This window comes from Roseobacter sp. YIN89 (assembly GCF_057219365.1).
This window is the reverse complement of sequence record NZ_JBXVVD010000003.1, coordinates 136,035-158,222: the sequence shown is the minus strand read 5'-3', so window position 1 is coordinate 158,222 and position 22,188 is coordinate 136,035. Positions and strand designations below refer to the sequence as shown.

Below are 22,188 nucleotides of genomic sequence, written 5' to 3'. Positions count from 1 at the left end.
AGCTATCCCATGTTAAAAAAGGATGTCCCCGTGCAAGCACGGGGACAATCTCACTTTAGCCTTTGGCCGCAAAGCAGTTGGTCAAAGCATCCGCAATCTGGTGCAAGAGCGCTCCATAAAGCTCTGTTCCCAAGGGCAGCTTCACCCCGATCGCGTCAGCAACTTCGATAGAAAGACTATCTGACGCGTCCACTGCGGCGACCAAACCCTGATTTGCGCCCGGTTCAGTCAGCGCGCAGGCGGCGTTGGAGTCTGTCACGACCTCGCGCACTTCCGCCAGTTGCGCCGCGCTTGCCGCAGAAGCATCGCTGAATGTGATCGCCGCACGCGCCTCAACGTTAAACCGTGCTTCGAAATAGTGATAAGAGTCGTGAAACACGATAAAAGATTTCGACGCGTATCCATCAAGTTTCGCGGAAATCTCCTTTTCAAGCGTTTCAAGTTCGGCCTGTGCCTTGCTTGCATTCGCACGGTATGTTTCGGCATTTTCCGGATCCATCGCAGAGAGGGTATCGGCAAATTCTGCGACCCAGAGCGAGGCGTTACGCGGGTCTAGCCAGACATGCGGGTCTATCTCTGCGGCCGTATCTTCGTCGGCATGTTCAGCGTGGCCGTGATCATCATGATCAGCCTCTTTCTCGTGGCCGTGGTCATCGTGATCCGCATGGTCATCGTGGCCATGGTCATCGTTATCTGCCTGCTTGACGTCGTCGTCATGCTCTTTGTGACCGTCGTCGTGATCGGCATGACCATGATCGTCGTGACCATGCGCATGATCGTGCGCCTCAAAAGCCGCGTTGCGGCGTACAGGGATGAGACCTGTACCCTCCAAGGCCATGACCGAAAGGTGCTGTGCGTCACCCGCAAGTGTCTCAAGTGGCTCGGTCAGCCAAGGCGTCAGGCCCGGGCCCACCCACACAACCAAGTCAGCCGAAGACAGCGCGCGCGCCTCTGAAGGGCGCATGGCGTAGCCGTGTGGCGACGCTCCTTGCGGGATGACAAGATCAGGCTTTCCCACACCGTCCATGACTTGGCTGACCAGACCGTGCAATGGAGCAATATCCACAGCGACTCGCGGGGCGTCTGCCTGCGCTGTGGCCGTCGTGGCCAGCAATGCGGGGATTATGAACGAACGCATACACTCTCCTTGTCATTCGCTTCAACTTGCGATAGCCTTGTATGTTATAACATATCACTGTCAAGCCCCTTATGACCCAAACTCACGCCTCAGGATTCTCTTGTCACGACCATGCGACGTGCGTTGCACAGACCATGGCGCACGCCGACTCATATTGCGCGCGCAAAGGGTTGAAACTGACACCTGTACGTCGCCGGGCGCTGGAAATACTGTTGCGAGAGCATCGTGCCCTTGGAGCGTATGAGTTACTGGCGCATCTTGCTGAGGAAGGCCTCGGCTCGCAGCCGCCCGTGGCATACAGAGCGCTTGATTTTCTCACAAAGGCTGGCTTTGCCCACAAGATTGAGGCGCTGAACGCCTATATCGCCTGCGTACATGCGGATGAAGATCATACACCGGCATTTCTCATTTGCCGTGGTTGCAAAGCAGTGGCAGAGACGCGCACAATGCCCGCCGACGGGCATTTGGGCAAAGCCGCACAGGAGATGGGTTTTGCCATCGAACGCACGGTCGTCGAAGCCCAGGGCCTGTGCCCGGAGTGTCAGTAAGTCAAAAATGACCATGTTAATTGAAACACTAGGGCTGACACTGGCCTATCGCGACCGTCGGGTTCTTACCGATGTAAACCTGCGCGTCACGCGGGGCGAGATCGTCACAATCGTCGGGCCGAACGGGTCGGGCAAATCCAGTCTTATCCGCGCGCTTATTGGTGCCGTGAAACCAGCCGGCGGGTCAGTCAAGCGTGCCCGCGGATTGAAGATCGGATATGTTCCGCAAAAACTGGCAGTGGATGGTACGCTGCCGCTGACCGTTACGCGTTTTCTGAACCTGCCACGCCGCAGGTCCGCCGCCCAAGTGGAAAGCGCGCTGGCCGACGCAGGCGTGCCTTCTTTGGCCGACCGTCAAATGACTGATCTGTCGGGAGGTCAATTCCAACGCGTGCTACTGGCGCGCGCGCTGATGGACGCGCCGGACCTGCTGATCCTCGACGAACCCACGCAAGGCCTCGACCAACCGGGGGCGGCTAGCTTTTATCACCAGATCGAAGAGGTAAAACAGAAAACCGGATGCGCGGTCATCATGGTGAGCCACGATTTGCATGTGGTCATGGCAGCCTCTGACCGTGTGCTCTGCATCAACGGACACATCTGTTGCGAAGGTACGCCAGAGATTGTGGCCAGCGCCCCGGAATACAGGGCATTGTTCGGCACCGGCACGAAAGGTGCGCTCGCGCTCTATCGCCATGAGCACAGCCACAGCCACGATCACACGGATCACAATCACCACGATCATGAGCAAAAACATGCCGCACGCGATAGCGCATCAGAGGCGCTGTAATGCTCGATGATTTTCTGGTTCGCGCGGCACTTGCCGGATTAGGCGTCGCGGTGGCAGCGGCCCCTTTGGGATGCTTTGTCGTATGGCGCAGGCTGGCTTACATCGGGGACGCAACAGCACACGCGGCGTTGCTTGGCGTGGCAGGAGCCCTCGCATTCGAGGTGCCGGTCTTTGCAGCCGTGCTTTTGGTTGCCGTGGCGTTTGCCCTGTTGCTAACTGCGCTCAGCGGGCGCGGTCTGGGCAGCGATGCCCTTTTAGGGGTTATCGCGCACTCAGCGCTGGCGATGGGACTTGTGGCCGTATCTTTTCTACCAACGGTGCGTGTAGACCTGATGAGCTACCTTGTCGGAGACATTCTTGCGGTGAGACGTGGCGATCTTGCCGTAATCTGGCTAGGGGCCACGCTGGTTTGTACGCTCGTTTATCTTCGGTGGTCTTCTCTCTTGGCCAGTACGCTGAGCCCTGATCTGGCACAAGCTGCCGGTTTGCGGCCGGAGCGCGAACAGTTGATCCTTACGCTTGGTCTGGCGGTGATCATCGCGGTCGCGATAAAAGTGGTCGGTGCCTTGCTGATTGCCTCGATGCTCATCATACCAGCTGCGGCGGCGCGACCGCTTTCGAAAACGCCGGAGGCTATGGCCCTTTGGGCGCTTGCCGTGGCCTCTTGTTCAGCCATCGGCGGATTGGTGATATCCTTTGCCATGGACACGCCAACAGGTCCGACAATCGTCTGCACGGCAGCGGCGTTTTTTGCGCTGACGCAAAGCATTGGGTCGTTTCAGCGCCGCTGACAGCTGTTTTTATGCGATATTTTTGGCGCCCATAACGCCAAATTTCACTCCAAAGTTACACATATGCGACAATTTTTGCCATCGAGGTCATGTCACTCGATTTCGAGTTTGAAACCTTGGGTCTTTCCACATTTCGTCCCGCATGACTTGGCACATTCGATCCACTGCTTCGACCACGTCGTCCGCATCAAGATAAAGCGGTGTGAAGCCAAACCGCATAATATCGGGCGCTCTGAAATCGCCGATGACATTGCTATGAATGAGTGCTTGCATCGCTGCGTAACCGTGCTCGAACCGGAACGATACCTGACTACCGCGCAACGCAGGATCGCGCGGGCTGGCAAGTGCAAGCTGAGGTATGCGATTTTCGACCTCTGAGATGAATAGTTCCTGCAAGCGAACTGATGCCGCACGCAGCTCCGCCATATCGACGTCATCCCAAAGCGCCAGTGCCGTCTCGAGAACTGACATCTGCAATACTGGGGGCGTGCCGACCCGCATCCGCTCTATCCCGCGGCCCGGCTCGTAACGCTCCAGAAAATCGAACGGGGCACGATGCCCTAACCAACCTGCCAAAGCTGGCTGTGCGTCGTCGGACAGATCAGGCCGCACATAGATGAACCCCGGGGCACCCGGCCCGCCATTCAGGTATTTGTAGGTACAGCCGACGGCAAATTCCGCACCCGATCCGGCCATATCGACAGCAAAAGCCCCTGCAGAATGCGCCAGATCCCACACCATGACACAGCCATTTTCATGCGCGACCTTGGTCAGCGCATTCATGTCGTGCATCCGCCCGGTACGGTAATCTACCTGTGTCAGCATGACCACGGCCACGCTATCGTCGATTGACTCTGCAACAGCTTCCGGCGCAACGGTTTGCAGTCTGTATCCCTGCCCCAAAAGCTCGGCCAGACCCTCGACCATATACAGATCGGAAGGAAAATTGCCTGTATCGGACAGGACAACTCGACGATCCGGGTTCATCTTCAAGCCAGCCGCAACTGCCTGAAAAACCTTGATCGACAGAGTGTCACCGACCACAACCGATGCTGACGGTGCACCGATAAGGCGCGCGATCTGATCCCCCACTCGTGACGGCTGCTCCATCCAGCCGGCGGCATTCCACCCTTTGATAAGCTGCGTGCCCCACTCTGCGTGCACCACCTCGCTTAACCGCGCGGCGGCAGTTTTGGGCAATGGCCCCAACGAATTGCCGTCGAGGTAAATCACCCCAGGGGGCAGGTCAAAGGCGTCCTTGCGCAGAACAGGTGGCATCGCGTTTCCTTTCAGCAGAGCCTTGATGGATGAGGTATCTCAACCATCCGCGTGTTCCACAACGGTTTTGTCGCATACGCTGGCCAAATTCACGTCACGGCAAAAAAACGCCCTGCAAGCTGGGAGGGCGATTGCAGGGCGGTACAGATCAAACCGTAGGGCCGAGCCCCCGATTTCAAATGTCAGCGCAGGCGCTTTTCGGTTTCCACGTCGAAGACCATGACGCGGCGCTGTTCAAAGCTGATGTCGACCGTATCGCCTTCAGAGGCGCGGTCATCGCCACGCTCTTCCACAATGATCCGTTCGCCGGTTGGGCAATCAAGGTGCAGATAAGAGACCCCGCCCAATGCTTCGGACAATTCAGCCTTGAGTGCGCCTGTCCCGGGGGTCACGTCGATATGCTCGGGGCGGATGCCTACAATGACCTTGGCCCCTGCCCCGGGCAACGCGGCGTCAACGGCCACAGTCCGGCCAAGACCTGGCACATCAACACCGCCATCCACGACCGTACCCTCGAGGAAATTCATTGCGGGCGAGCCGATGAAACCTGCGACAAACTTGTTGTCGGGATCACGATACAACTCCAGCGGCGCGCCCACCTGTTCAATGTAACCTGCCCGCAACACGACGATCTTGTCCGCGAGCGTCATGGCTTCGACCTGATCGTGCGTCACATAAATCATCGTCGCGCCGATATCCTTGTGCAGGCGGGCGATTTCAACGCGCATCTCAACGCGCAGTTCTGCATCCAGATTGGACAGCGGTTCGTCGAACAAAAACACCTCGGGACCACGGACAATCGCACGCCCGATTGCCACCCGCTGCCGTTGACCACCGGACAGCGCTTTGGGCTTGCGCTTGAGATATTGGTCAAGCTTGAGGATATCAGACGCGCCCTTCACCTTTTCCTTGATCTCGGCGGTGGGAACGCCATTCATTTTGAGGCCGAAGCCCATGTTCTCCTCGACCGTCATATGCGGATAAAGCGCATAGGTCTGGAACACCATCGCCACCCCCCGTTCGGACGGATCCATCTTGGTGACATCACGCGGCCCGATATGAATCTGCCCGTCAGATGTTTCTTCCAGACCGGCAATCATCCGCAACAACGTGGACTTGCCGCACCCAGACGGGCCCACAAACACGCAGAACTCGCCATCATCGATCTGCAGATCGATACCATGGATGACCTGAGTTTCTCCGTAGCGCTTGATTGCCTTGTTGAGCGTAACACCTGTCATTTGATCAAGTCCCTGTTCTTTGGAGTGTGTAATCGGGGAAGCGCCATGCTTCCGCCTCTGATGCGATGGCTTGCGCTGTCTCGGACAGGCGCGGCGCGAGCGCTTCAAGCTGTTCTAGTGAAATGGTTTGTTTGGAGCCTGTGATCGACAGCCCGCCCAGTACGCGCCCGCCAGATGACAAGATCGGCACAGCGATGCATATGATCTGTGGCTCGTGCTCTTCACGATCAAAAGCGTAGCCGCGCGCTCGGATAGCATCGAGTTCGGCACACAACTCCTTTGGCGTGGTATACGTATGTTCGGTAAAAACGTGAAACGACTGTTGTCCGATGGCATTATTCAGATCAGCTTCGGGCAAGAAAGCCAGCATCGCCTTTCCTACGCCTGTGCAATAGGCTGGCCCGACTTTGCCTGCATCACTGAACATCTCAACGGGCTGCGCGGCATTTCTCTTGTCCACGTAAAGCACTTGTGCGTTATCGAGTTGTGCGAGGTGCACCGTATGTCCAACCTCGGCGCTTAACTTATCAAGGTGGTTCCGCGCAATCGGGGCAAGAGAGCTTTGCGTCCACGCAGCATGCGCCAGCCGCACAAGGCGCACGCCTGGACTATAGGTTTGGCGTTCCGGATCGTAAGCCAACATGCCCTGATTACTCAGCGTTTGCAGCAAGCGGTACAGTGTTGCCTTGGGATAAGGACTGTCCGTCAGCAGCGTGCCGAATCGAACCGGGTGCCCGTAGGCGGCTACCTGATCGAGCACATCGAGCGCTTTTCCAACTGTTCCGTCGCTGGTCATGCCAGCGGCCCTCCCTATCGTTGCCCCTTTGAAAACAACACTTTGTAGAGCTGTTTCTCTCCTCGGCGGGGCCATCCTGCCGTGGTTTGCCACAACAAAGACTGTTGACAGTCTAGGCAGATTGCGCTGTAGTTTTCAATATATAAAACTTGGTTTCAAATAATGAGACCAGCTAGGCGTCCGAAAAGGCGCCCACATATCGAAAACGCTTCAGGGAGGACACCATGCGTTTTACCACCAAATCAATGCTCATGGCATTGGCAGGATCAACCATGCTTGCCGGCGCTGCATCCGCAGAACTGACAGGTGAGTTGAAAATCTTCCTCGACACATCGAACCCGGCGCCACGTGCGACCATGGAAGCGATGATCGCGGATTTTCAGGCAGAGCACCCCGATCTGGAAATCTCAACAACTGTGATCGACCGCGAAGCTTATAAAACGCAGATTCGCAACTTTCTGACGGCAGACAGCCCAGACGTGGCAACTTGGTACGCGGCAAACAGGATGACGCCCTACGTGAAAGCGGGCCTGTTCGAAGATGTCTCCGACTTGTGGCAAGAGCCTGCAATCGCTGAAAACCTCGCATCGACCAAAGGTGCGATGACCATCGATGGCAAGCAGTGGGGCGTGCCTTACACATACTACCAGTGGGGGATTTACTACCGGAAGGACATCTACGAAGAGCTGGGGCTGAACGAGCCTGCAAACTTCGACGAAATGAAGTCGAACTGCCAGGCGGTCATCGATTCCGGCCGTAAATGCTACACCATCGGCACCAAGTTCCTTTGGACCGCAGGTGGCTGGTTCGACTATCTCAACATGCGGACGCATGGCTTTGATTTCCACATGGAACTTGCGCAGGGCAACGTGAAGTGGACCGATGACCGTGTGCGCGAAACTTTCGCCAACTGGCGTGAGCTGATCGATATGGGTGCCTTCGTCGACAACCACCAGAACTACTCCTGGCAGGAATCGCTCCCCTTCATCGTAAACGGTGAAGCCGCTGCGATCCTGAAAGGCAACTTTGCCGTGGCACCGCTGCGCGAAGCAGGTCTGGACGACAGCAAATTGGATTTCTTCCAGTTCCCGGCGATCAATCCGGATGTTGAACTGGCGGAAGATGCGCCAACCGACACGTTCCACATCCCGGCAAACGCGTCCAACAAGGAAGCGGCACGCGAATTCCTGCGTTTTGTTGTCTCTGCCAACGTGCAGACTGAGATCAACAATGGTTCTAACCTCGGCCAGCTGCCGGTGAATGCCCAGTCCGCTGTTGATAACGACAAGTTCCTCAACGAAGGTTTTGAGATGCTGAGTTCCAACAGCCCGGGTGGTGTTGCACAGTTCTTTGACCGTGACTTCCCAGCAGAAATGGCTGCAGAAGCGATGCAGGGCCTGCAGGAATTCATGGTCTTCCCTGACAACCTGGACGACATCCTGAACCGCCTCGATAAGGTCCAGGAGCGGGTTTACCAATAATCTGACCTGTCTGGCCGGGCGCGTTCACGCGCCCGGCCCCCCTTTCTTTTCACAGTGACCCGTTCGCCAACACAAAGGTTTGTGTTGCCGTGCGTGCCGCGCGACGAAAGGACATTTTCATGACCAACGCCCCAGCCGTTCCCGTCACATCTGCTCCACGCAGGAGCTGGTACAAGCGCAATGAGATTGCCGTTACACCGTGGTTGTTCCTCGCGCCTGCAATCTTGTTTTTTGCTTTTTATGTGATCTGGCCGATCTACCAATCCATCGCGATCTCATTTTACGACTGGGACGGGTTGGGTGAAGCGCGCTACGTCGGTATGGCAAATTATGCCGAGTTAATGGATGACAGCGCTTTTGAAGTGTCCCTGTGGAACAACCTCAAATGGCTGTTGTTTTACTTGCTGGCGATCCCCGGCGGCTTGTTCATCGCGTTGTTCCTGAACCAGACCGTAACCGGAATTCGGATTTACAAGTCCTTGTTTTTCTTTCCATTTGTGCTGAGTCAGGTGGTTGTTGGGCTGGTTTTCTCGTGGTTCTACCTGCCAAACGAAGGCTTGCTGAATGGTGTGCTTGGGCTTGTCGGGCTGGGCCCTGTCAACGTACTGGGTGATCCGACCTGGGCCACCTACGGGATCATCGCGGCGGGCCTGTGGCCGCAGACAGCCTATTGCATGATACTATATCTGACGGGACTGAACGCTGTTGATCCCGAGCAAATCGAAGCGGGCCGCCTTGATAATGCCAAAGGGTGGAAAATGCTTTGGTACATCATCATTCCACAGCTCAAGCCAGCAACTTTCATCGCGTTCGTTGTCACGATCATCGGCGCTTTGCGCTCGTTCGACCTGATCTCGATCATGACCAACGGCGGACCGTTCGGCCAAACGCGCGTTCTGTCTTTCTACATGTTCGAGAAAGCCCTCTCCGAATACGGGTTCCGCATGGGCTACGGCGCGGCGATTGCTGTCGTACTTTTCCTTATCATGCTGGTCTTCATTGCATACTTCCTGTGGTCCATGTGGTCAGAGGAGCGCGGCCGATGACAAATTGTATAAGATTTTGTGCCTCCGGCGGGAGTTTATTCTGCAAAGTGAAAGAGCATCTATCATGACACGGCAGGAATTTGATGCCATGTGCAAAATGCACTCTGGCGCTGTGTTGTCGGGGCCCGGTGAACTGGACGCCTGGAAGGTCGGGGGAAAGATGTTCGCCTGCTTTGGTCACGAGGAAAAACGCGCGGTCAACACGGAACATGTGGCAGTCAAATGTCCGGATGTGGACACAGCCGCAATGCTTATCGACGCCGGCGCCGCACAGAAGGCCCCCTATTTTCATAAATCCTGGGTGCAACTCGATCTGGCTTCGCTGGAGACAGATGAAGCGCGCCATCGTATATCGGTTAGCTACGACGTGATCCGTCGCGGGCTGCCAAAGTCAGTCCGGGAGGCGCTTTGACATGTTTCCAACTCCTATCGAAAAAACACCCCGTAGCTGGCAACTGACGTACCAATCGCTTTTGCCGCTGGCGCTCATCATGTGGTTGTTGCCGCTCATCGCGGTTGCGATCTTTTCGATCAAACCTGCCGAGGATTTCACCCAAGGCAACTACTGGGGCCTGCCGTCTTCGTTTGAGATGTTCAACAATTACGGGCAGGTATTCTTTAACTCCGACATGCCGCGATACATGCTGAATTCAGTGATGATCACGGTACCGACGGTGGTCGGGGCTGTGGCCCTGTCATGCCTGGCTGGATTTGCGCTGGGTGTCTACAAGTTCAAATCGAACATCTGGATATTTTTCATGTTCGTGGCCGGCAACTTCGTGCCCTTCCAGATACTCATGGTGCCTGTCCGCGACCTGACGCTGGATATGGGGCTCTATAACACCAAGACGGGGCTTGTCCTGTTTCACATCGCATTCCAAACCGGCTTCTGTACGCTCTTTATGCGGAATTTCATACGGGCCCTGCCCCATGAGTTGATCGAGGCCGCGCGTGTCGAAGGCATCGCGGAGTGGAAAATTTTCTGGTATGTGGTGATCCCTCTTATGAAGCCGGCAATCGCGGCGCTGTCCGTGCTGATCTTCACCTTTATCTGGAATGACTATTTCTGGGCGGTCGTGCTGACGCAGGGTCCGGAAAGTCAACCGGTTACTGCGGGTATCACCAGCTTTAACGCACAGTTCCGGGCCGCGTATCACCTGATGAGTGCAGGCTCGATCGTTGCGGCGCTGCCGCCTGTGCTGATGTTCTTTCTGATGCAGAAACACTTCATTGCAGGTCTGACGCTCGGAGCCGTAAAGTGACAAGAAACTGGCGGTTGGACGACGGGCGTCAAACTCTGGCGCTCGCCTCCGTGAACGGGCGCTGCCCGCAGATTGTTTATTGGGGGCCTCCGCTGCCCGCATCCGAAGATCTGTCGTCGTTGGTGCAGACCGCGACGCTGGACGTCACCGGGGGCATGCTGGATGAAAACCCGGACTTGTCGATCTGCCCTGAAGCCTCAAGAAGCTTTCCGGGCCAACCGGGTATCGTCGTGCGCGATCAGGACGGCACGCCACTGTTGCCCAAGTTCAAGCTCAAGCAAGTCGAGCAAAACGACCTCCACTTGTCAGTCACCTGCGTCGATGTCGCAAACCGGCTGACCTATGTTGCGCGCTTTGATCTTGACCCTGAAAGCCACGTAATTGTGGCCACCGCAGAGTTGCAGGCGGACAGACCATTGCACCTGCACTGGCTTGCGGCGCCGGTTTTTCCAGCGCCGCAACATAGCGACGAAATGATTGATTTCGCCGGACGCTGGTGTGGCGAATTTCAACTCAACCGCACCGCGTGGTCGCCTGGAATTCGCTACCGTGAAAACCGCACCGGGCGCACGGGTCACGAACACTTCCCTGGCCTGATGATCCCTTCGCGTGGCGCGACGAACGCAACCGGCGAAACCTTTGCGTTTCACTACGGCTGGTCGGGCGGCCATCGCATGATTGCCGAGGAACTGCCAGACGGGCGACGCCAGATACAATTTGGACATGCGGCACGGATGGAAACGGCGGCGGCGACCCGTTTCGCGACAGCGCCGCTTTATGCCGTATATTCGTCCGACGGGCTCAACGGTGCCGCCGTGTCATACCAGCGCCACCTCCGAGACCGTATCATCACGTGGACGAAAGGTGGGCGCCCCCGGCCGGTCCACTACAATTGCTGGGAAGCGGTGTATTTTGACCATGATCTGCCGAAGCTAAAGGAGATTGCCACGCGCGCGGCGTCACTTGGTGCAGAGCGGTTCGTTCTTGACGATGGCTGGTTTGGCCAACGCGACGATGACACATCCAGCCTGTCGGACTGGGAAGTGGACCCTCGAAAATACCCCGACGGGTTGGGCCCGCTGATAGAACATGTCCATGCTGAGGGTATGACCTTTGGCATCTGGTTTGAGCCGGAGATGATAAACCCCAACAGCAATATTCACCGCGCGCACCCTGACTGGGCGCTCGGTGCCGAAGACCAGATCCTAGGGCGCCAGCAAAAAGCACTGAACATGGCGCTGCCTGAGGTAAGAGCGTTTTTGTACGACCGGATTGCCAGTCTCCTCGCCGCACATCCCATCGATTACATCAAATGGGACCATAATCGTGTGCTGCCCTATCCGGACGCGGCTCAAACACATGGCTCTTACGCTCTGATCGACAAACTGCGCGCTGATTTTCCGGATGTAGAAATCGAAAGCTGTGCGTCGGGCGGGGGCAGGATCGACTTTGGCATACTCAAGCGGACACAGCGGGTCTGGTTGTCGGACAGCAATGATGCGCACGAGCGCTTGCTGATGCAGCACAACGCAGCGCTGTTTCTGCCTTCCGTTGTTACCGGCAGCCATGTCGGACCTCGGCGGTGCCACACCTCCGGGCGCGTGCTGGATATCGAGTTTCGCGCGTGGGTCGCGGCGCAACGGCACATGGGTTTCGAGATGGACCCGCGGGAGTTGACCGAACATGAAACCGCCGTACTGCGTGAAGTCACGGGCTGGTGGAAGGACAACCGTGATTGGATGTATGATGCCGACATACTGCGGCTCGACAGTTCCGATCCGTGCGTTGTCGCCGAACAGCAGATGGCGCGCGATGCCAGTCGCTTTGTTGTATTTGCAGGGCGCGCGGGCACGTCTACCCAGATCGCACCGCGACCGCTGCGGCTGACACGGCTCGATCCCGCTGCGCACTACCGCGTAAACCTACGCAATCGCGATTCAGTCAGTGCGCTTTCACGTGCATCAATGGCTCTGAAAGACGGGCCGGTAAAGCTGACGGGTACGGCCCTGATGCACAATGGCATTTGCCTGCCGTGGAGCTTTCCCCACAGCATGTGGATACTGGAAGGGGAAAGACTGTGACCAGAACCGGGAGATACGGAAATGACAGTTAAAACAGCCACTTTCCACGATCTGGAAGGCAAATCCGTCTATATCACCGGCGGCGGGTCAGGCATTGGTGCGGACATCACGGACGCGTTCATGGCTCAGGGTGCAAAGGTTGCTTTCATCGGCAGGTCGGATGCGCGTGACTTCGTCGCGGAAATGGAAGCGAAACACGGGGTCGCCCCGCTGTTTTTTCAAGGTGACATTACTGACACGGCGCGCCTGAAAGAGACCATCGAGGCCGCTGCCGCTGCCCACGGCCCGGTACAGACGCTGGTGTCGAATGCTGCGAATGACAAACGCCACAATTGGCTGGAGCTGAGCCCGAATGAATGGGACAGCCTGTTGGCGGTGAACCTCAAGGCCTATTTCTTTGCCGCCCAGATGGTAGCACCCGGCATGATCGAAAAGCAGGCCGGGTCTATCATCAACTTCAGCTCTATCAGCTATATGATGGGCAACGCCGGTTACCCGGCTTATACTGCGGCGAATGGCGGGATCACAGCGATGACGCGTAGCCTTGCGCGAGAGCTTGGCCCCGATAACATTCGTGTAAACGCCTTGGCACCGGGGTGGGTCCTGACACAAAAGCAGCTGGACAAATGGGCGACGCCGGAAGGGCTTGCTGCCCATCTGGACCGGCAGTGCATGAAAACCCACCTTGAGCCTCGGGACATCGCGGATGCAGTGCTGTTTCTGGCGTCAGACACCAGCCGGATGATGACGGGTCAGTGCATGGTAGTGGATGGTGGTGTTGTCACCACCGGTTAGTGAAACGGACGTAGCATGGTAGATCAGACCAAACTGGATTGGATCGCACTCGACTGGGGCACATCAAACCTGCGCGCTTATGCCATGCAGGGTGCGACAGTTTTGGAGCGCGCCGCGTCCGATGATGGCATGGCAAAGCTGAGCCCGGAGGCGTTCGAGCCGGCAATGCGCCGTTTGATTGATCCCTGGCTTGATGGTTCAGACACGATCCCCGTCGTGGCTTGTGGTATGGTCGGATCACGGCAAGGCTGGGTGGAGGCGCCATACCGCACTGTGCCCTGCACGCCGCTTTCCGAAGATTTGACCCGCGCGCCTACGCAAACGGGGCTGCGGGTATTTGTCGTCTCAGGCCTGTCTCAGGCCGACCCCGCCGATGTCATGCGTGGCGAAGAAACCCAGATCGCAGGCTTTCTCAGCTTGAACCCCGGATGGGACGGCGTTTTGTGCTTGCCCGGAACACATACCAAATGGGTACATTTAAGTGCCGGAGAGGTCGTTAGCTTCCAGACTTTCATGACCGGTGAGCTGTTCAACCTGCTTGGCACCGCGTCTGTGTTGCGACACTCCGTGACTTTGACGAGCACATGGGAAGACGCCGCCTTTGCAGAAGCCGTTTCCGATGCCATGGCAAGACCGGAAAAGCTCGCCGCGCGCCTTTTCGGTCTGCGCGCGGGCGACCTTTTGCACAATAAAAACAAAGCCGACACATCGGCGGCCTTGTCAGGGTATCTGATCGGTGCAGAACTGGCTGCTGCCCGTCCGTATTGGCTGGGTCAGAACCTCGCAATACTGGGAACCGGAACACAGGCAAAAGCCTATCAATCCGCCCTCTTCCAACAGGGTGTTCCGGCGATGCTGGTAGACACCGAACGCGCAACACTCGCCGGGTTGACCGCGGCGCACCGCTCTTTGAAAGAACGCATATGACACTTCCCCTGATTGCTATCCTGCGCGGCATCAGCCCCGCCGAAGCGGTGCCAATGGCCGATGTCCTGATGGACGCCGGGATCACACAATTCGAAGTCCCGATGAATTCGCCAGACCCGCTGGATAGTATCGGGCAAATGGTGCGCGCCTATGGAGACGCAGCCCTGATCGGTGCGGGCACAGTGCTGAGCACTGCCGAGGTCGCAGCGGTTGCCGATGTCGGCGGGCGGTTGATCGTATCGCCCAACTGCAACCCCGAGGTCATTCAGGCGACCAAGGCTCTGGATATGCAAAGTTGGCCCGGTGTTTTCACACCGACAGAAGCTTTCGCCGCGCTCGACGCAGGTGCTGACGGGCTCAAACTTTTTCCCGGCTCGATGGCAGGGCCTGCAGGGCTCGCCGCGATGCGCGCCATTCTTCCAAAGGACACACGTGTTTTTGCCGTTGGCGGGGCGGGGCCCGAAAACTTTTCGGAATGGATCGCTGCAAGCGCAGATGGCTTTGGCATCGGTTCAGCGATCTACAAGCCCGGCATGTCACCTGAGGATGTCGCCGCGCGTGCCGCTGATATCGTTGCTGCATACAAGTCCGCAATCGCATGACTGCAACCGTTTTCGATGCACGGGTCTGCGCCTTGGGCGAAGGAGCGTTGTGGCATCCGCAGCGACAACAACTCTTCTGGTTCGACATCATCGAACAAAAACTGATGACACAAGAAGAAAGTGGCCAGGTCGAGTGGACATTCGACGAGCCTGTCAGTGCCGCTGGATGGGTCAGCGACACCGAGTTGCTCATTGCTTCCGCAACAGGGTTGTGGCGGTTCGATCTGGGTGATGGCAGCCGCACAATCCTGTGCCCGGTAGAAGCAAAAAACAGTGTAACTCGTTCCAATGACGGGCGCGCTGACCCGTGGGGCGGCTTTTGGATCGGCACAATGGGACGCCAAGCGCAACCCGAAGCTGGCGCAATCTACCGCTACTATCAGGGCACGCTAAAGACGCTTTTTACGGATATTTCTATATCAAATGCGATCTGTTTTGCGCCGGACCGGTCAGTGGCCTATTACACCGATACAAGTACCAGTCGGATCATGTCGGTCGCGCTGGACCGCAACGGCTGGCCGGCGGGCACGCCGCAAGTCTTTGTTGATCTGATGCCGCTCGGTCTGAACCCGGATGGCGCAGTAACGGACGCCAGCGGAACACTATGGGTGGCCCTGTGGGGCGCATCGAAAGTGGCAGCTTTTGATCGCAACGGCGCGGCGGCAGGTGACGTGGCGATGCCCGCTTCGCAGGTGACCTGCCCGGCGTTTGGTGGCCCGGATCTTGAAACGCTCTTTGTCACCTCGGCAGCATCGGGGCTCAGCGCCGGCGAAACTGCATATCCGTCAGAACATGGCAAGGTTTTTGCCAGCGCAGGCGTGGCACGCGGCCTGCCTGAACCACGGGTTCTGCTATGAAACGAACACTCGGCGTTTGCTACTATCCGGAACACTGGCCCGAAGAGCAATGGCCCCGCGATGCCGCGAAAATGGTTGCTGCCGGCATCACTTGGGTGCGGATCGGTGAGTTCGCATGGAGCCGGCTGGAGGCATCGCCCGGTCAATTTACGTTCGAATGGTTGGATCGCGCGATCGCCGTGCTGGCCGGTGCAGGACTCAGGGTCATTCTCGGCACGCCCACGTGTACACCGCCCCGCTGGATGATTTCGCGCTACCCCGACATGCTCGCGGTTGATGCTGATGGAAAGCCGCGCAAGTTCGGATCACGACGCCACTATTGTTTCAGTCACACAGGTTACCGCGAAGCCTCCGGACGCATCGCCACTGTTCTTGCCGAGCGCTACGGCGCGGACAGCCGCATTCATGCGTGGCAAATCGACAATGAATATGGTTGCCATGACACAACCCATTCCTATTCCAACGCCGCGCGCGATGCCTTTCGCGTCTGGCTTGCCGCGCGCTACGAGAGCATTCATGCGCTGAATTCGGCATGGGGTAACGTCTTCTGGTCCATGGAGTATGCCAGTTTTGACGAGATTGATCTGCCAAACCTGACCGTCACTCAGCCCAATCCCAGCCACGAATTGGCATTCCGCAGATTTAGCTCGGATCAGGTGGTTGCATACCACGAAGTGCAGGTGAGCGCGCTGCGGGAGCACACCGGTGCACCTTTGATACATAACTACATGGGCCGCGTGCTGGATTTTGACCACTTCGAAGTTGGACGCAGCATCGATATCGCCAGTTGGGACAGTTACCCGATCGGGTTTTTGTCAGATCGGCTCGAAGCCTCAACCGCGCGAAAGGCACGGTATCTGCAGCAGGGCGATCCCGATATGCAGGCGTTTCACCACGACCTTTATCGCGCCGTCGGCCAAAACGGGCGCTGGTGGGTGATGGAACAGCAACCGGGACCGGTAAACTGGGCACCTTATAATACCGCCCCCCTACCTGGCATGGTCCGCCTCTGGACCTGGGAGGCGTTTGCCCATGGCGCCGAGGTGGTAAGCTATTTTCGCTGGCGGCAAGCGCCTTTCGCACAGGAGCAAATGCACGCCGGATTGCGTCGCCCCGACGATGCCCCGGCGCCTGGACTGGCGGAAGCGCGCACCGTGGCCGCCGAACTTGCCGAGATGCCAGATGTCGAACTTGCTCAAGCGCGCGTGGCAATGGTTTTCGACTACCCTTCTGAATGGGCGTGGAACGTCTTGCCGCAAGGGGCCGATTTTAGCTATTTCCGCTTGATGCTGGACGCCTATCGCGCTTTGCGGCGCCGGGGTCTGTCGATCGATATTGTACCCTCTGATACCGAGGATTTGTCAGGCTATGATCTTGTACTCGCGCCGGGGCTCGCATGTATCCCGGACGGTCTGCAGCGCGCCGCATCGCAGGCGGTTTCACTCTATGGCCCGCGTGCGGGTGCTGTCACGGAGGAGTTAACGATACCCGTGCCGATGGGGCCTGCGCTCGACGGGCTCGATACCACAGTAACGCGCGTCGAAAGCCTGCCACCCGGGACCGAAAGGCCCGCGGCAGGCGGTGGCGTTGTGCGTCATTGGTTCGAAACTTTGGAAGGGACAGCAGATACGCTGATCCAAACCACGGATGACAGTCCGGTTTTGGTGGCTTCGGACACGACACATTACCTCGGTGGCTGGCCGGATGACATGCTGTGGGACCGTATCGTCGTCATGCTGGCCGACAAGGCCGGGATTGACGTTCTCGATCTGCCGCCAGGCGTGCGGGTCCGAGACACCGGAACACATCGCTTCTATTTCAATTACGGACCTGAAGCCGTTGAGGTAGAGGGAAATACACTCGCCCCTGCGGGCGTCAGGTGGGCGCCCCGGTCAGACTGACAAAACTTCCATCAACCTGTCTTTGGTCAGCGTTGATTTCGCGCCATGCAGGTCAATCTTGCCACGCTTCATCACGTATATGCTGTCCGCAAGATCAAAACCAAAGTCGAAGTACTGCTCGACCAACAGGATCGCCATGTCCCCCTGATCCCTGAGGTACGAGATGACCCTACCAATCTGCTGGATGATGTTGGGCTGGATACCCTCTGTGGGCTCGTCCAGCAAAAGCAGTTTCGGCTGTGTCACCAATGCACGACCGATTGCAAGTTGTTGCTGCTGCCCCCCGGACAAATCTCCGCCTCGTCGGTTCTTCATCTCTTTGAGCACGGGAAACAGTTCGAAGATTTCATCAGGTACATGATGCTCGGACGTCGGCAGGCACGCAAAACCGGTCTCAAGGTTTTCCTGAACTGTCATCAACGGAAATATCTCGCGCCCCTGAGGAACATACGCGATGCCTTTCTGTGCCAGCGCATGCGCAGGTAAGACACCTAGTGCCTCATCGCGAAACACAACCTCACCGCCTGCGCGTGGATGCGTACCCGCAATCGCATTGAGCAAAGAGGTCTTGCCAACACCGTTCGTGCCCATCAGGCAGCTAACCTCACCGGCGCGCGCCTCCAGATCAACACCGTTCAGAATCTGGCTCTGACCATACTTCAACGTCAGATTATTCACCGCCAGCATTGCTTACCGCCCCAAATAGACATCAATAACTTCCTGATTGCTCGTGACGTGATCCAGGCTGCCTTCGGCAAGGACCGCGCCCTCATGCAGAACCGTGACCTTGCAGTCCAGCCGCCGCACAAACTCCATGTCATGTTCGACCACCACCACGGCGCGGGTCTTGGCCGCCTCTACCAAAATCGCGGTTGTGTGGTCGCGCTCGGCTGCGGTCATGCCAGCGGCCGGTTCGTCGACAAGAAGCAAACGCGGGTCTTGCGCCAGCAACATTCCTATCTCCAGCCATTGCTTTTGCCCGTGGCTCAACTCTCCTGCAACCCGCGGCAACTGCTGCGTCAATCCGATTTCTTCGGCGAGTTCTTCGATCTTTGTCGCGCCCGCCACTGTCTTTTTGTAAAACAACACGTCAAAGGGGCCGCGGCGGTTACTCAGCGCCATTGCGAGATTCTCGCGCACGGTCTGCGCCTCGAACACCGTGGGGCGCTGGAACTTCCGACCGATGCCGGCGCGGGCGATCTGGCTTTCAGACATTTTCAGCAGACTGCGGTTGCGTTCGCCCCAGATGACCCTGCCCTCATCGGGCCGTGTTTTGCCGGTGACGATGTCCATAAAGGTCGTTTTGCCCGCGCCATTCGGGCCAATGATGGCACGAAGTTCGGCCGGGCCGATCTGAAAGCTCAGGTTGTTTATTGCCTTGAAACCGTCAAAGGAAACAGAGACGCCGGACACTTCAAGTAAGGTCGTGCTGTTCATTGTTTTCGCACCACATAGTCAACCAGCCCGCCGATGCCTTTCGGCGCAAAAAGCGTCACCGCCACAAAGGAAAGCCCAAGCAGAACAAGCCACCAGTCGGTCCACTGGACAACATAAAAGCCAAGGTTCACATCCGGCGCGCCACCGCCTGTGAACCAACTCGACAGCAGGGAAACAAAGGCTGCACCGATGACCGCGCCGTAAAGTCTTCCACGCCCCCCGATTGCCACCCAAACCGCAAGGTAGATCGACGCAATCGGCGCAATTTCTGCCGGATTGATTATGCCCGCCTGCGGGTAGTAGAGCGCGCCCGCAATGGCCGCGATAATTGCAGTGCCTGTAAAGACGGTCAGCTTGTATGCCTCGACATCATATCCCAAAAACCGCACGCGCGCCTCGTCGTCCCGGATGCCGCGTAGCACCGAGCCGAATTTCCCTGAAACCACCCAAGCGCACAGCAGATACCCCACACCAAGCGCGAAGGCGGATGCCCAGAAGAACCAGATCGAAATCGTGGCTTGAGGCAATTCGGTCAAACCCGGTATGTTTTGCAGGCCCGAAAGGCCATTGTTGCCGCGCAGGCCGCTGTCGTTCTGGAAAAGGTACAACGCCAGTGCCAACGTCATCGCTTGTGTCAGGATCGACAAGTAGACACCTGTCACACGGCTTCTGAAAGCGAGCCAGCCGAAGATCAAAGCCAGTAGACCGGGAACAAGAACGACCAGCGCAAGTTGCGCCAGCAAGCTGTCGGCAAACATCCAGATTGCCGGAATTTCAGACCCGCCAACAACGCCGAATATCTGCACGCCGATAGCATCCTGCACCTCTTGTGGCGTAGGTGGCAATGCCGCGTTTGCCAGTGATCCGGTCACAATGTCTTTGGTGCGCTCATACATCAGCCACATGCCAATCATGTAGCCGCCAAGCCCGAAGAACGCGAAATGGCCCAAAGAAAGGATGCCGCAATATCCCCAGACCAGATCCATCGCGAGCGCGATCAGGCACAGGCATAGCGTCTTGCCCAGCGTCTTTACAAAGGATGTCGAGATCACCCCTGTACCTGTTGCTTCGGACAACAAGGTCACAGCAAGCGTAAACAGGGCCAGACACGCCATGAACACAAGCACAGACGGATGGCGCATAATGAACGGTTTGCGACGCGGCGACGAAGACGTTGGGGTGTCAGTGAGTACGGACATCGTATCAGTCTCCTGCCGCGCGGCCCTTGAGCGCAATAATGCCGCGCGGCCTGAATTGGATGAAGAGGATGATGAAAAGGATCATGTAGGTTTGCGCGGCGAGCGTATTGGACGGGTTGAACCACTCGATTGCCTTTTGCAGATTACCGATCATTGTCGCGCCCAGCAAAGCGCCCCAGATGTTGCCAACGCCGCCCACCACAACGGTCATAAAGCTTTGGACAATATAGTCAGACCCCAGTTCTGACGTGACCTTGGCATAAAGACCAATGGCCACGCCCGCGATGCCCGCAATTCCCGATCCTAGTCCAAAGGTCAGCATGTTGATCCGCGCCGGGTTGATGCCCATTGACGCGGCCATCTTGGGGTTTTGCGTCACCGCGCGCACCTCCAGACCAAGCCGGGTCCGGTTGAGAATGAAGAGCAGCAACAGCAAAAAAGCGACGCCCAGCACGAAAATGGCGATACGGATGTAGCTGATAGAAACCACGTCATTCATGACCCATGCACCATCCAACCAACCGGGCGCGGTTAGCGGTCGCGCCTGGGTGCCAAAGATGTTTTTAGCCAACTGCTGCAGCGCGATAGAAATGCCAAAGGTTGCTAGCAGTGTCTCTAGCGGCCGTTTGTATAGGTGTCTGATCACCAGTCGTTCCATCGCGACGCCCGCGGCAAAGGTCACTGCAAACGCCAAAGGCAGGGCCACGATCAGCGACACGGTGTAATCGGTAATGAACAGTTGCACGACATAGCCGGTATAAGCGCCCATCATGATGAACTCGCCATGTGCCATGTTGATCACGCGCATCACCCCGAACGTGATGGCGAGGCCGATGGCCGCGAGAAAATAAATCGACGCCAGCGAGATGCCGTCCAGCAAGAGATCGGCGGTCTGATAAAAACCCACACGGTTTTCGATCTCGTCAAGCGTTTCGCGTGCGGCATTGGTGACCTCTGCACTCGGCTCTTGGTAGACCGCAAAGAAAAGATGGTCGGCGACGACCGCTGCAGCAGTCAGTCCAGGTGACCAGTCTGGGATGTCAGCAACCGCTGCGAGCGCGACGTAGGCAGCATCTCGGGCTTCTTGAGTATCCAGTTCTGCCACTGGCACATCAGCCACCTGCCCCGCGTCGATATTTTCGATCAGGATATCGCGCCGCGCGTCGGCATTGGGAAAGTCAGGCGCAGCACCGGCGCGGACCAGCATCTGAAATGCATCTTCAATCGAAAGCTCAGGGCCTCCGGGTTCCACTTCACCGGCGATATTCGCGTTTTCGCTCAGATCATCTTCAACCAGAATGCGTGTCGTCAAAATCGGGTTCAAGGCGGCGCGGGTTTCGACGCTCAAACTTCCTGACAGCTCTCTGATCGCCTCGACACGCTTGGAAGTGTCTTCGTCGAAACGGGCAAGTAATAATCGGGCCAATGTCTGCTTTCGCGCCTTTAGCGCTTCATCCGGCTCCGCTTCGATTGATTTCATCAAGGGTTCCAACTGCGATGCTTCCGGGTCGCGTTCAATGGCTTGCAGGGCAGCGGTACGCCGCTCTGGATCTGGATCGGACAGTTGGAATTGGACAAGCGCGACAGCCATGACTGACCGCACGCCAGAATTTGGTTTGAGCTGCTTGATCGCCTTCTTTTCAACCGTGCCGACAATCTCGCCGGTATCGATGTCAGTAAGGGTAAAGGACTTGTCTGCGCCTTCTTCGGCGTAAAAAAACGTCTTGTCGTCCTTGAGCATCCAGACGTTTTTATTCTGCCAGTTTTCTATGAATTCAGGCACTTGGGGCAAACCGCTCGCCACAAGGTCGGCAATGACCGGGTCAATCGTCTTGCGCGAGGCCCGCTCCACTTCTTTTTGGTGAACGCTCAGCACGTCTTGCAGCGTCTGTGCCCCCGCTGGCGCGCCAAACATAAGTAACGCCGCGACGAGCGCGCGCAAAATGGCAGCAAAAACCGGCATTTGGATAAGCCCCACCCCAAGGTTTGGCAGCGCCCGGTTCTTATGCCAGGCGCCG

General features: G+C 57.4%; 21 protein-coding genes. 13 read left to right on the top strand and 8 right to left on the bottom strand.

Features of this window, described 5'->3' with window-relative positions:
* Positions 1 to 55 precede the first annotated feature (55 nt).
* The gene (locus AC2D8V_RS13170) at positions 56 to 1,138 is read right to left on the bottom strand and encodes a zinc ABC transporter substrate-binding protein (RefSeq protein WP_484734036.1); all 1,083 of its coding nucleotides are present in this window, start codon (positions 1,136 to 1,138) and stop codon (positions 56 to 58) included.
* A 134-nt stretch (positions 1,139 to 1,272) separates the two neighbouring features.
* Here AC2D8V_RS13170 and AC2D8V_RS13165 point away from each other — a divergent pair, with 134 nt between their 5' ends.
* The 3 genes from AC2D8V_RS13165 to AC2D8V_RS13155 are packed head-to-tail and all read left to right on the top strand — an operon-like array spanning position 1,273 to position 3,267.
* On the top strand, positions 1,273 to 1,686 hold the full coding sequence (locus AC2D8V_RS13165; RefSeq protein ID WP_484734035.1) for a transcriptional repressor: 414 nt from the start codon (positions 1,273 to 1,275) through the stop codon (positions 1,684 to 1,686).
* Positions 1,687 to 1,693: 7 nt separating this feature from the next.
* A complete protein-coding gene (locus AC2D8V_RS13160; RefSeq protein ID WP_484734034.1) occupies positions 1,694 to 2,476 on the top strand; it encodes a metal ABC transporter ATP-binding protein in 783 nt (260 codons plus the stop codon).
* Positions 2,476 to 3,267: a metal ABC transporter permease gene (locus tag AC2D8V_RS13155; protein ID WP_484734033.1), complete on the top strand. Its 792-nt coding sequence runs from the start codon at positions 2,476 to 2,478 to the stop codon at positions 3,265 to 3,267. The genes AC2D8V_RS13160 and AC2D8V_RS13155 overlap by 1 nt, the downstream gene beginning before the upstream one ends.
* 87 nt (positions 3,268 to 3,354) lie before the next feature.
* Here the strand turns inward: AC2D8V_RS13155 and kynU are convergent, their stop codons facing one another.
* From kynU to AC2D8V_RS13140, 3 genes are all read right to left on the bottom strand, one after another.
* Positions 3,355 to 4,545 carry a kynureninase gene (gene kynU, locus AC2D8V_RS13150; RefSeq protein ID WP_484734032.1) on the bottom strand — a complete coding sequence of 397 codons (1,191 nt, stop codon included), beginning with the start codon at positions 4,543 to 4,545 and terminating at the stop codon, positions 3,355 to 3,357.
* Positions 4,546 to 4,727: 182 nt separating this feature from the next.
* A complete protein-coding gene (locus AC2D8V_RS13145) occupies positions 4,728 to 5,786 on the bottom strand; it encodes an ABC transporter ATP-binding protein (RefSeq protein WP_484734031.1) in 1,059 nt (352 codons plus the stop codon).
* 4 nt (positions 5,787 to 5,790) lie between these two features.
* A complete protein-coding gene (locus AC2D8V_RS13140) occupies positions 5,791 to 6,582 on the bottom strand; it encodes an IclR family transcriptional regulator (RefSeq protein WP_484734030.1) in 792 nt (263 codons plus the stop codon).
* Between the two features lie 224 nt (positions 6,583 to 6,806).
* Between AC2D8V_RS13140 and AC2D8V_RS13135 the strand changes: the two genes are divergently transcribed.
* The 10 genes from AC2D8V_RS13135 to AC2D8V_RS13090 all read left to right on the top strand — a co-directional run bounded on the left by AC2D8V_RS13135 (position 6,807) and on the right by AC2D8V_RS13090 (position 17,534).
* Positions 6,807 to 8,063, top strand: a complete 1,257-nt coding sequence (locus AC2D8V_RS13135; RefSeq protein WP_484734029.1) for an ABC transporter substrate-binding protein — start codon at positions 6,807 to 6,809, stop codon at positions 8,061 to 8,063.
* 119 nt (positions 8,064 to 8,182) lie between these two features.
* Positions 8,183 to 9,109 carry a carbohydrate ABC transporter permease gene (locus AC2D8V_RS13130; RefSeq protein ID WP_484734028.1) on the top strand — a complete coding sequence of 309 codons (927 nt, stop codon included), beginning with the start codon at positions 8,183 to 8,185 and terminating at the stop codon, positions 9,107 to 9,109.
* Between the two features lie 64 nt (positions 9,110 to 9,173).
* Entirely contained in the window at positions 9,174 to 9,521 is a 348-nt protein-coding gene (locus AC2D8V_RS13125) for an MmcQ/YjbR family DNA-binding protein (RefSeq protein ID WP_484734027.1), read from the top strand.
* A gap of 1 nt (position 9,522) precedes the next feature.
* Positions 9,523 to 10,371 (top strand): carbohydrate ABC transporter permease, encoded by an 849-nt coding sequence (locus tag AC2D8V_RS13120; protein WP_484734026.1) that lies wholly within the window; start codon positions 9,523 to 9,525, stop codon positions 10,369 to 10,371.
* Complete coding sequence (locus AC2D8V_RS13115) at positions 10,368 to 12,452, top strand: alpha-galactosidase (protein WP_484734025.1); 2,085 nt, start codon at positions 10,368 to 10,370, stop codon at positions 12,450 to 12,452. The genes AC2D8V_RS13120 and AC2D8V_RS13115 overlap by 4 nt, the downstream gene beginning before the upstream one ends.
* A gap of 21 nt (positions 12,453 to 12,473) precedes the next feature.
* Positions 12,474 to 13,247: an SDR family NAD(P)-dependent oxidoreductase gene (locus tag AC2D8V_RS13110; RefSeq protein WP_484734024.1), complete on the top strand. Its 774-nt coding sequence runs from the start codon at positions 12,474 to 12,476 to the stop codon at positions 13,245 to 13,247.
* Positions 13,248 to 13,262: 15 nt separating this feature from the next.
* On the top strand, positions 13,263 to 14,174 hold the full coding sequence (locus AC2D8V_RS13105) for a 2-dehydro-3-deoxygalactonokinase (protein WP_484734023.1): 912 nt from the start codon (positions 13,263 to 13,265) through the stop codon (positions 14,172 to 14,174).
* A complete protein-coding gene (locus AC2D8V_RS13100) occupies positions 14,171 to 14,776 on the top strand; it encodes a 2-dehydro-3-deoxy-6-phosphogalactonate aldolase (RefSeq protein WP_484734022.1) in 606 nt (201 codons plus the stop codon). The genes AC2D8V_RS13105 and AC2D8V_RS13100 overlap by 4 nt, the downstream gene beginning before the upstream one ends.
* Complete coding sequence (locus AC2D8V_RS13095; protein WP_484734021.1) at positions 14,773 to 15,633, top strand: SMP-30/gluconolactonase/LRE family protein; 861 nt, start codon at positions 14,773 to 14,775, stop codon at positions 15,631 to 15,633. The genes AC2D8V_RS13100 and AC2D8V_RS13095 overlap by 4 nt, the downstream gene beginning before the upstream one ends.
* Positions 15,630 to 17,534 carry a beta-galactosidase gene (locus tag AC2D8V_RS13090; protein WP_484734020.1) on the top strand — a complete coding sequence of 635 codons (1,905 nt, stop codon included), beginning with the start codon at positions 15,630 to 15,632 and terminating at the stop codon, positions 17,532 to 17,534. Before AC2D8V_RS13095 ends, AC2D8V_RS13090 begins: the two co-directional genes overlap by 4 nt.
* On the opposite strand, the gene urtE is transcribed toward AC2D8V_RS13090, so the two are convergent.
* Genes urtE through urtB form a run of 4 tightly spaced genes read right to left on the bottom strand, consistent with a single transcriptional unit; the run spans position 17,526 to position 22,133 of the window.
* The gene (urtE, locus tag AC2D8V_RS13085; RefSeq protein ID WP_484734019.1) at positions 17,526 to 18,221 is read right to left on the bottom strand and encodes an urea ABC transporter ATP-binding subunit UrtE; all 696 of its coding nucleotides are present in this window, start codon (positions 18,219 to 18,221) and stop codon (positions 17,526 to 17,528) included. The two genes, AC2D8V_RS13090 and urtE, sit on opposite strands and share 9 nt — an antisense overlap.
* 3 nt (positions 18,222 to 18,224) lie before the next feature.
* On the bottom strand, positions 18,225 to 18,971 hold the full coding sequence (gene urtD, locus AC2D8V_RS13080) for an urea ABC transporter ATP-binding protein UrtD (RefSeq protein ID WP_484734018.1): 747 nt from the start codon (positions 18,969 to 18,971) through the stop codon (positions 18,225 to 18,227).
* Positions 18,968 to 20,170 (bottom strand): urea ABC transporter permease subunit UrtC, encoded by a 1,203-nt coding sequence (gene urtC / locus AC2D8V_RS13075; RefSeq protein ID WP_484734017.1) that lies wholly within the window; start codon positions 20,168 to 20,170, stop codon positions 18,968 to 18,970. The genes urtD and urtC overlap by 4 nt, the downstream gene beginning before the upstream one ends.
* Positions 20,171 to 20,174: 4 nt before the next feature.
* Complete coding sequence (gene urtB / locus AC2D8V_RS13070; RefSeq protein WP_484734016.1) at positions 20,175 to 22,133, bottom strand: urea ABC transporter permease subunit UrtB; 1,959 nt, start codon at positions 22,131 to 22,133, stop codon at positions 20,175 to 20,177.
* Between the last annotated feature and the right edge of the window lie 55 nt (positions 22,134 to 22,188).

Coding starts and splice junctions, on each gene's coding strand:
- AC2D8V_RS13095 (WP_484734021.1), top strand. CDS start 14,773: ATGACTGCAACCGTTTTCGATGCACGGGTCTGCGCCTTGGGCGAAGGA.
- AC2D8V_RS13160 (WP_484734034.1), top strand. CDS start 1,694: ATGACCATGTTAATTGAAACACTAGGGCTGACACTGGCCTATCGCGAC.
- AC2D8V_RS13090 (WP_484734020.1), top strand. CDS start 15,630: ATGAAACGAACACTCGGCGTTTGCTACTATCCGGAACACTGGCCCGAA.
- AC2D8V_RS13155 (WP_484734033.1), top strand. CDS start 2,476: ATGCTCGATGATTTTCTGGTTCGCGCGGCACTTGCCGGATTAGGCGTC.
- AC2D8V_RS13165 (WP_484734035.1), top strand. CDS start 1,273: ATGGCGCACGCCGACTCATATTGCGCGCGCAAAGGGTTGAAACTGACA.
- AC2D8V_RS13170 (WP_484734036.1), bottom strand. CDS start 1,138: ATGCGTTCGTTCATAATCCCCGCATTGCTGGCCACGACGGCCACAGCG.
- AC2D8V_RS13130 (WP_484734028.1), top strand. CDS start 8,183: ATGACCAACGCCCCAGCCGTTCCCGTCACATCTGCTCCACGCAGGAGC.
- AC2D8V_RS13110 (WP_484734024.1), top strand. CDS start 12,474: ATGACAGTTAAAACAGCCACTTTCCACGATCTGGAAGGCAAATCCGTC.
- urtE (WP_484734019.1), bottom strand. CDS start 18,221: ATGCTGGCGGTGAATAATCTGACGTTGAAGTATGGTCAGAGCCAGATT.
- AC2D8V_RS13135 (WP_484734029.1), top strand. CDS start 6,807: ATGCGTTTTACCACCAAATCAATGCTCATGGCATTGGCAGGATCAACC.
- AC2D8V_RS13125 (WP_484734027.1), top strand. CDS start 9,174: ATGACACGGCAGGAATTTGATGCCATGTGCAAAATGCACTCTGGCGCT.
- AC2D8V_RS13140 (WP_484734030.1), bottom strand. CDS start 6,582: ATGACCAGCGACGGAACAGTTGGAAAAGCGCTCGATGTGCTCGATCAG.
- AC2D8V_RS13100 (WP_484734022.1), top strand. CDS start 14,171: ATGACACTTCCCCTGATTGCTATCCTGCGCGGCATCAGCCCCGCCGAA.
- urtB (WP_484734016.1), bottom strand. CDS start 22,133: ATGCCGGTTTTTGCTGCCATTTTGCGCGCGCTCGTCGCGGCGTTACTT.
- urtC (WP_484734017.1), bottom strand. CDS start 20,170: ATGTCCGTACTCACTGACACCCCAACGTCTTCGTCGCCGCGTCGCAAA.
- AC2D8V_RS13145 (WP_484734031.1), bottom strand. CDS start 5,786: ATGACAGGTGTTACGCTCAACAAGGCAATCAAGCGCTACGGAGAAACT.
- urtD (WP_484734018.1), bottom strand. CDS start 18,971: ATGAACAGCACGACCTTACTTGAAGTGTCCGGCGTCTCTGTTTCCTTT.
- kynU (WP_484734032.1), bottom strand. CDS start 4,545: ATGCCACCTGTTCTGCGCAAGGACGCCTTTGACCTGCCCCCTGGGGTG.
- AC2D8V_RS13105 (WP_484734023.1), top strand. CDS start 13,263: ATGGTAGATCAGACCAAACTGGATTGGATCGCACTCGACTGGGGCACA.
- AC2D8V_RS13120 (WP_484734026.1), top strand. CDS start 9,523: ATGTTTCCAACTCCTATCGAAAAAACACCCCGTAGCTGGCAACTGACG.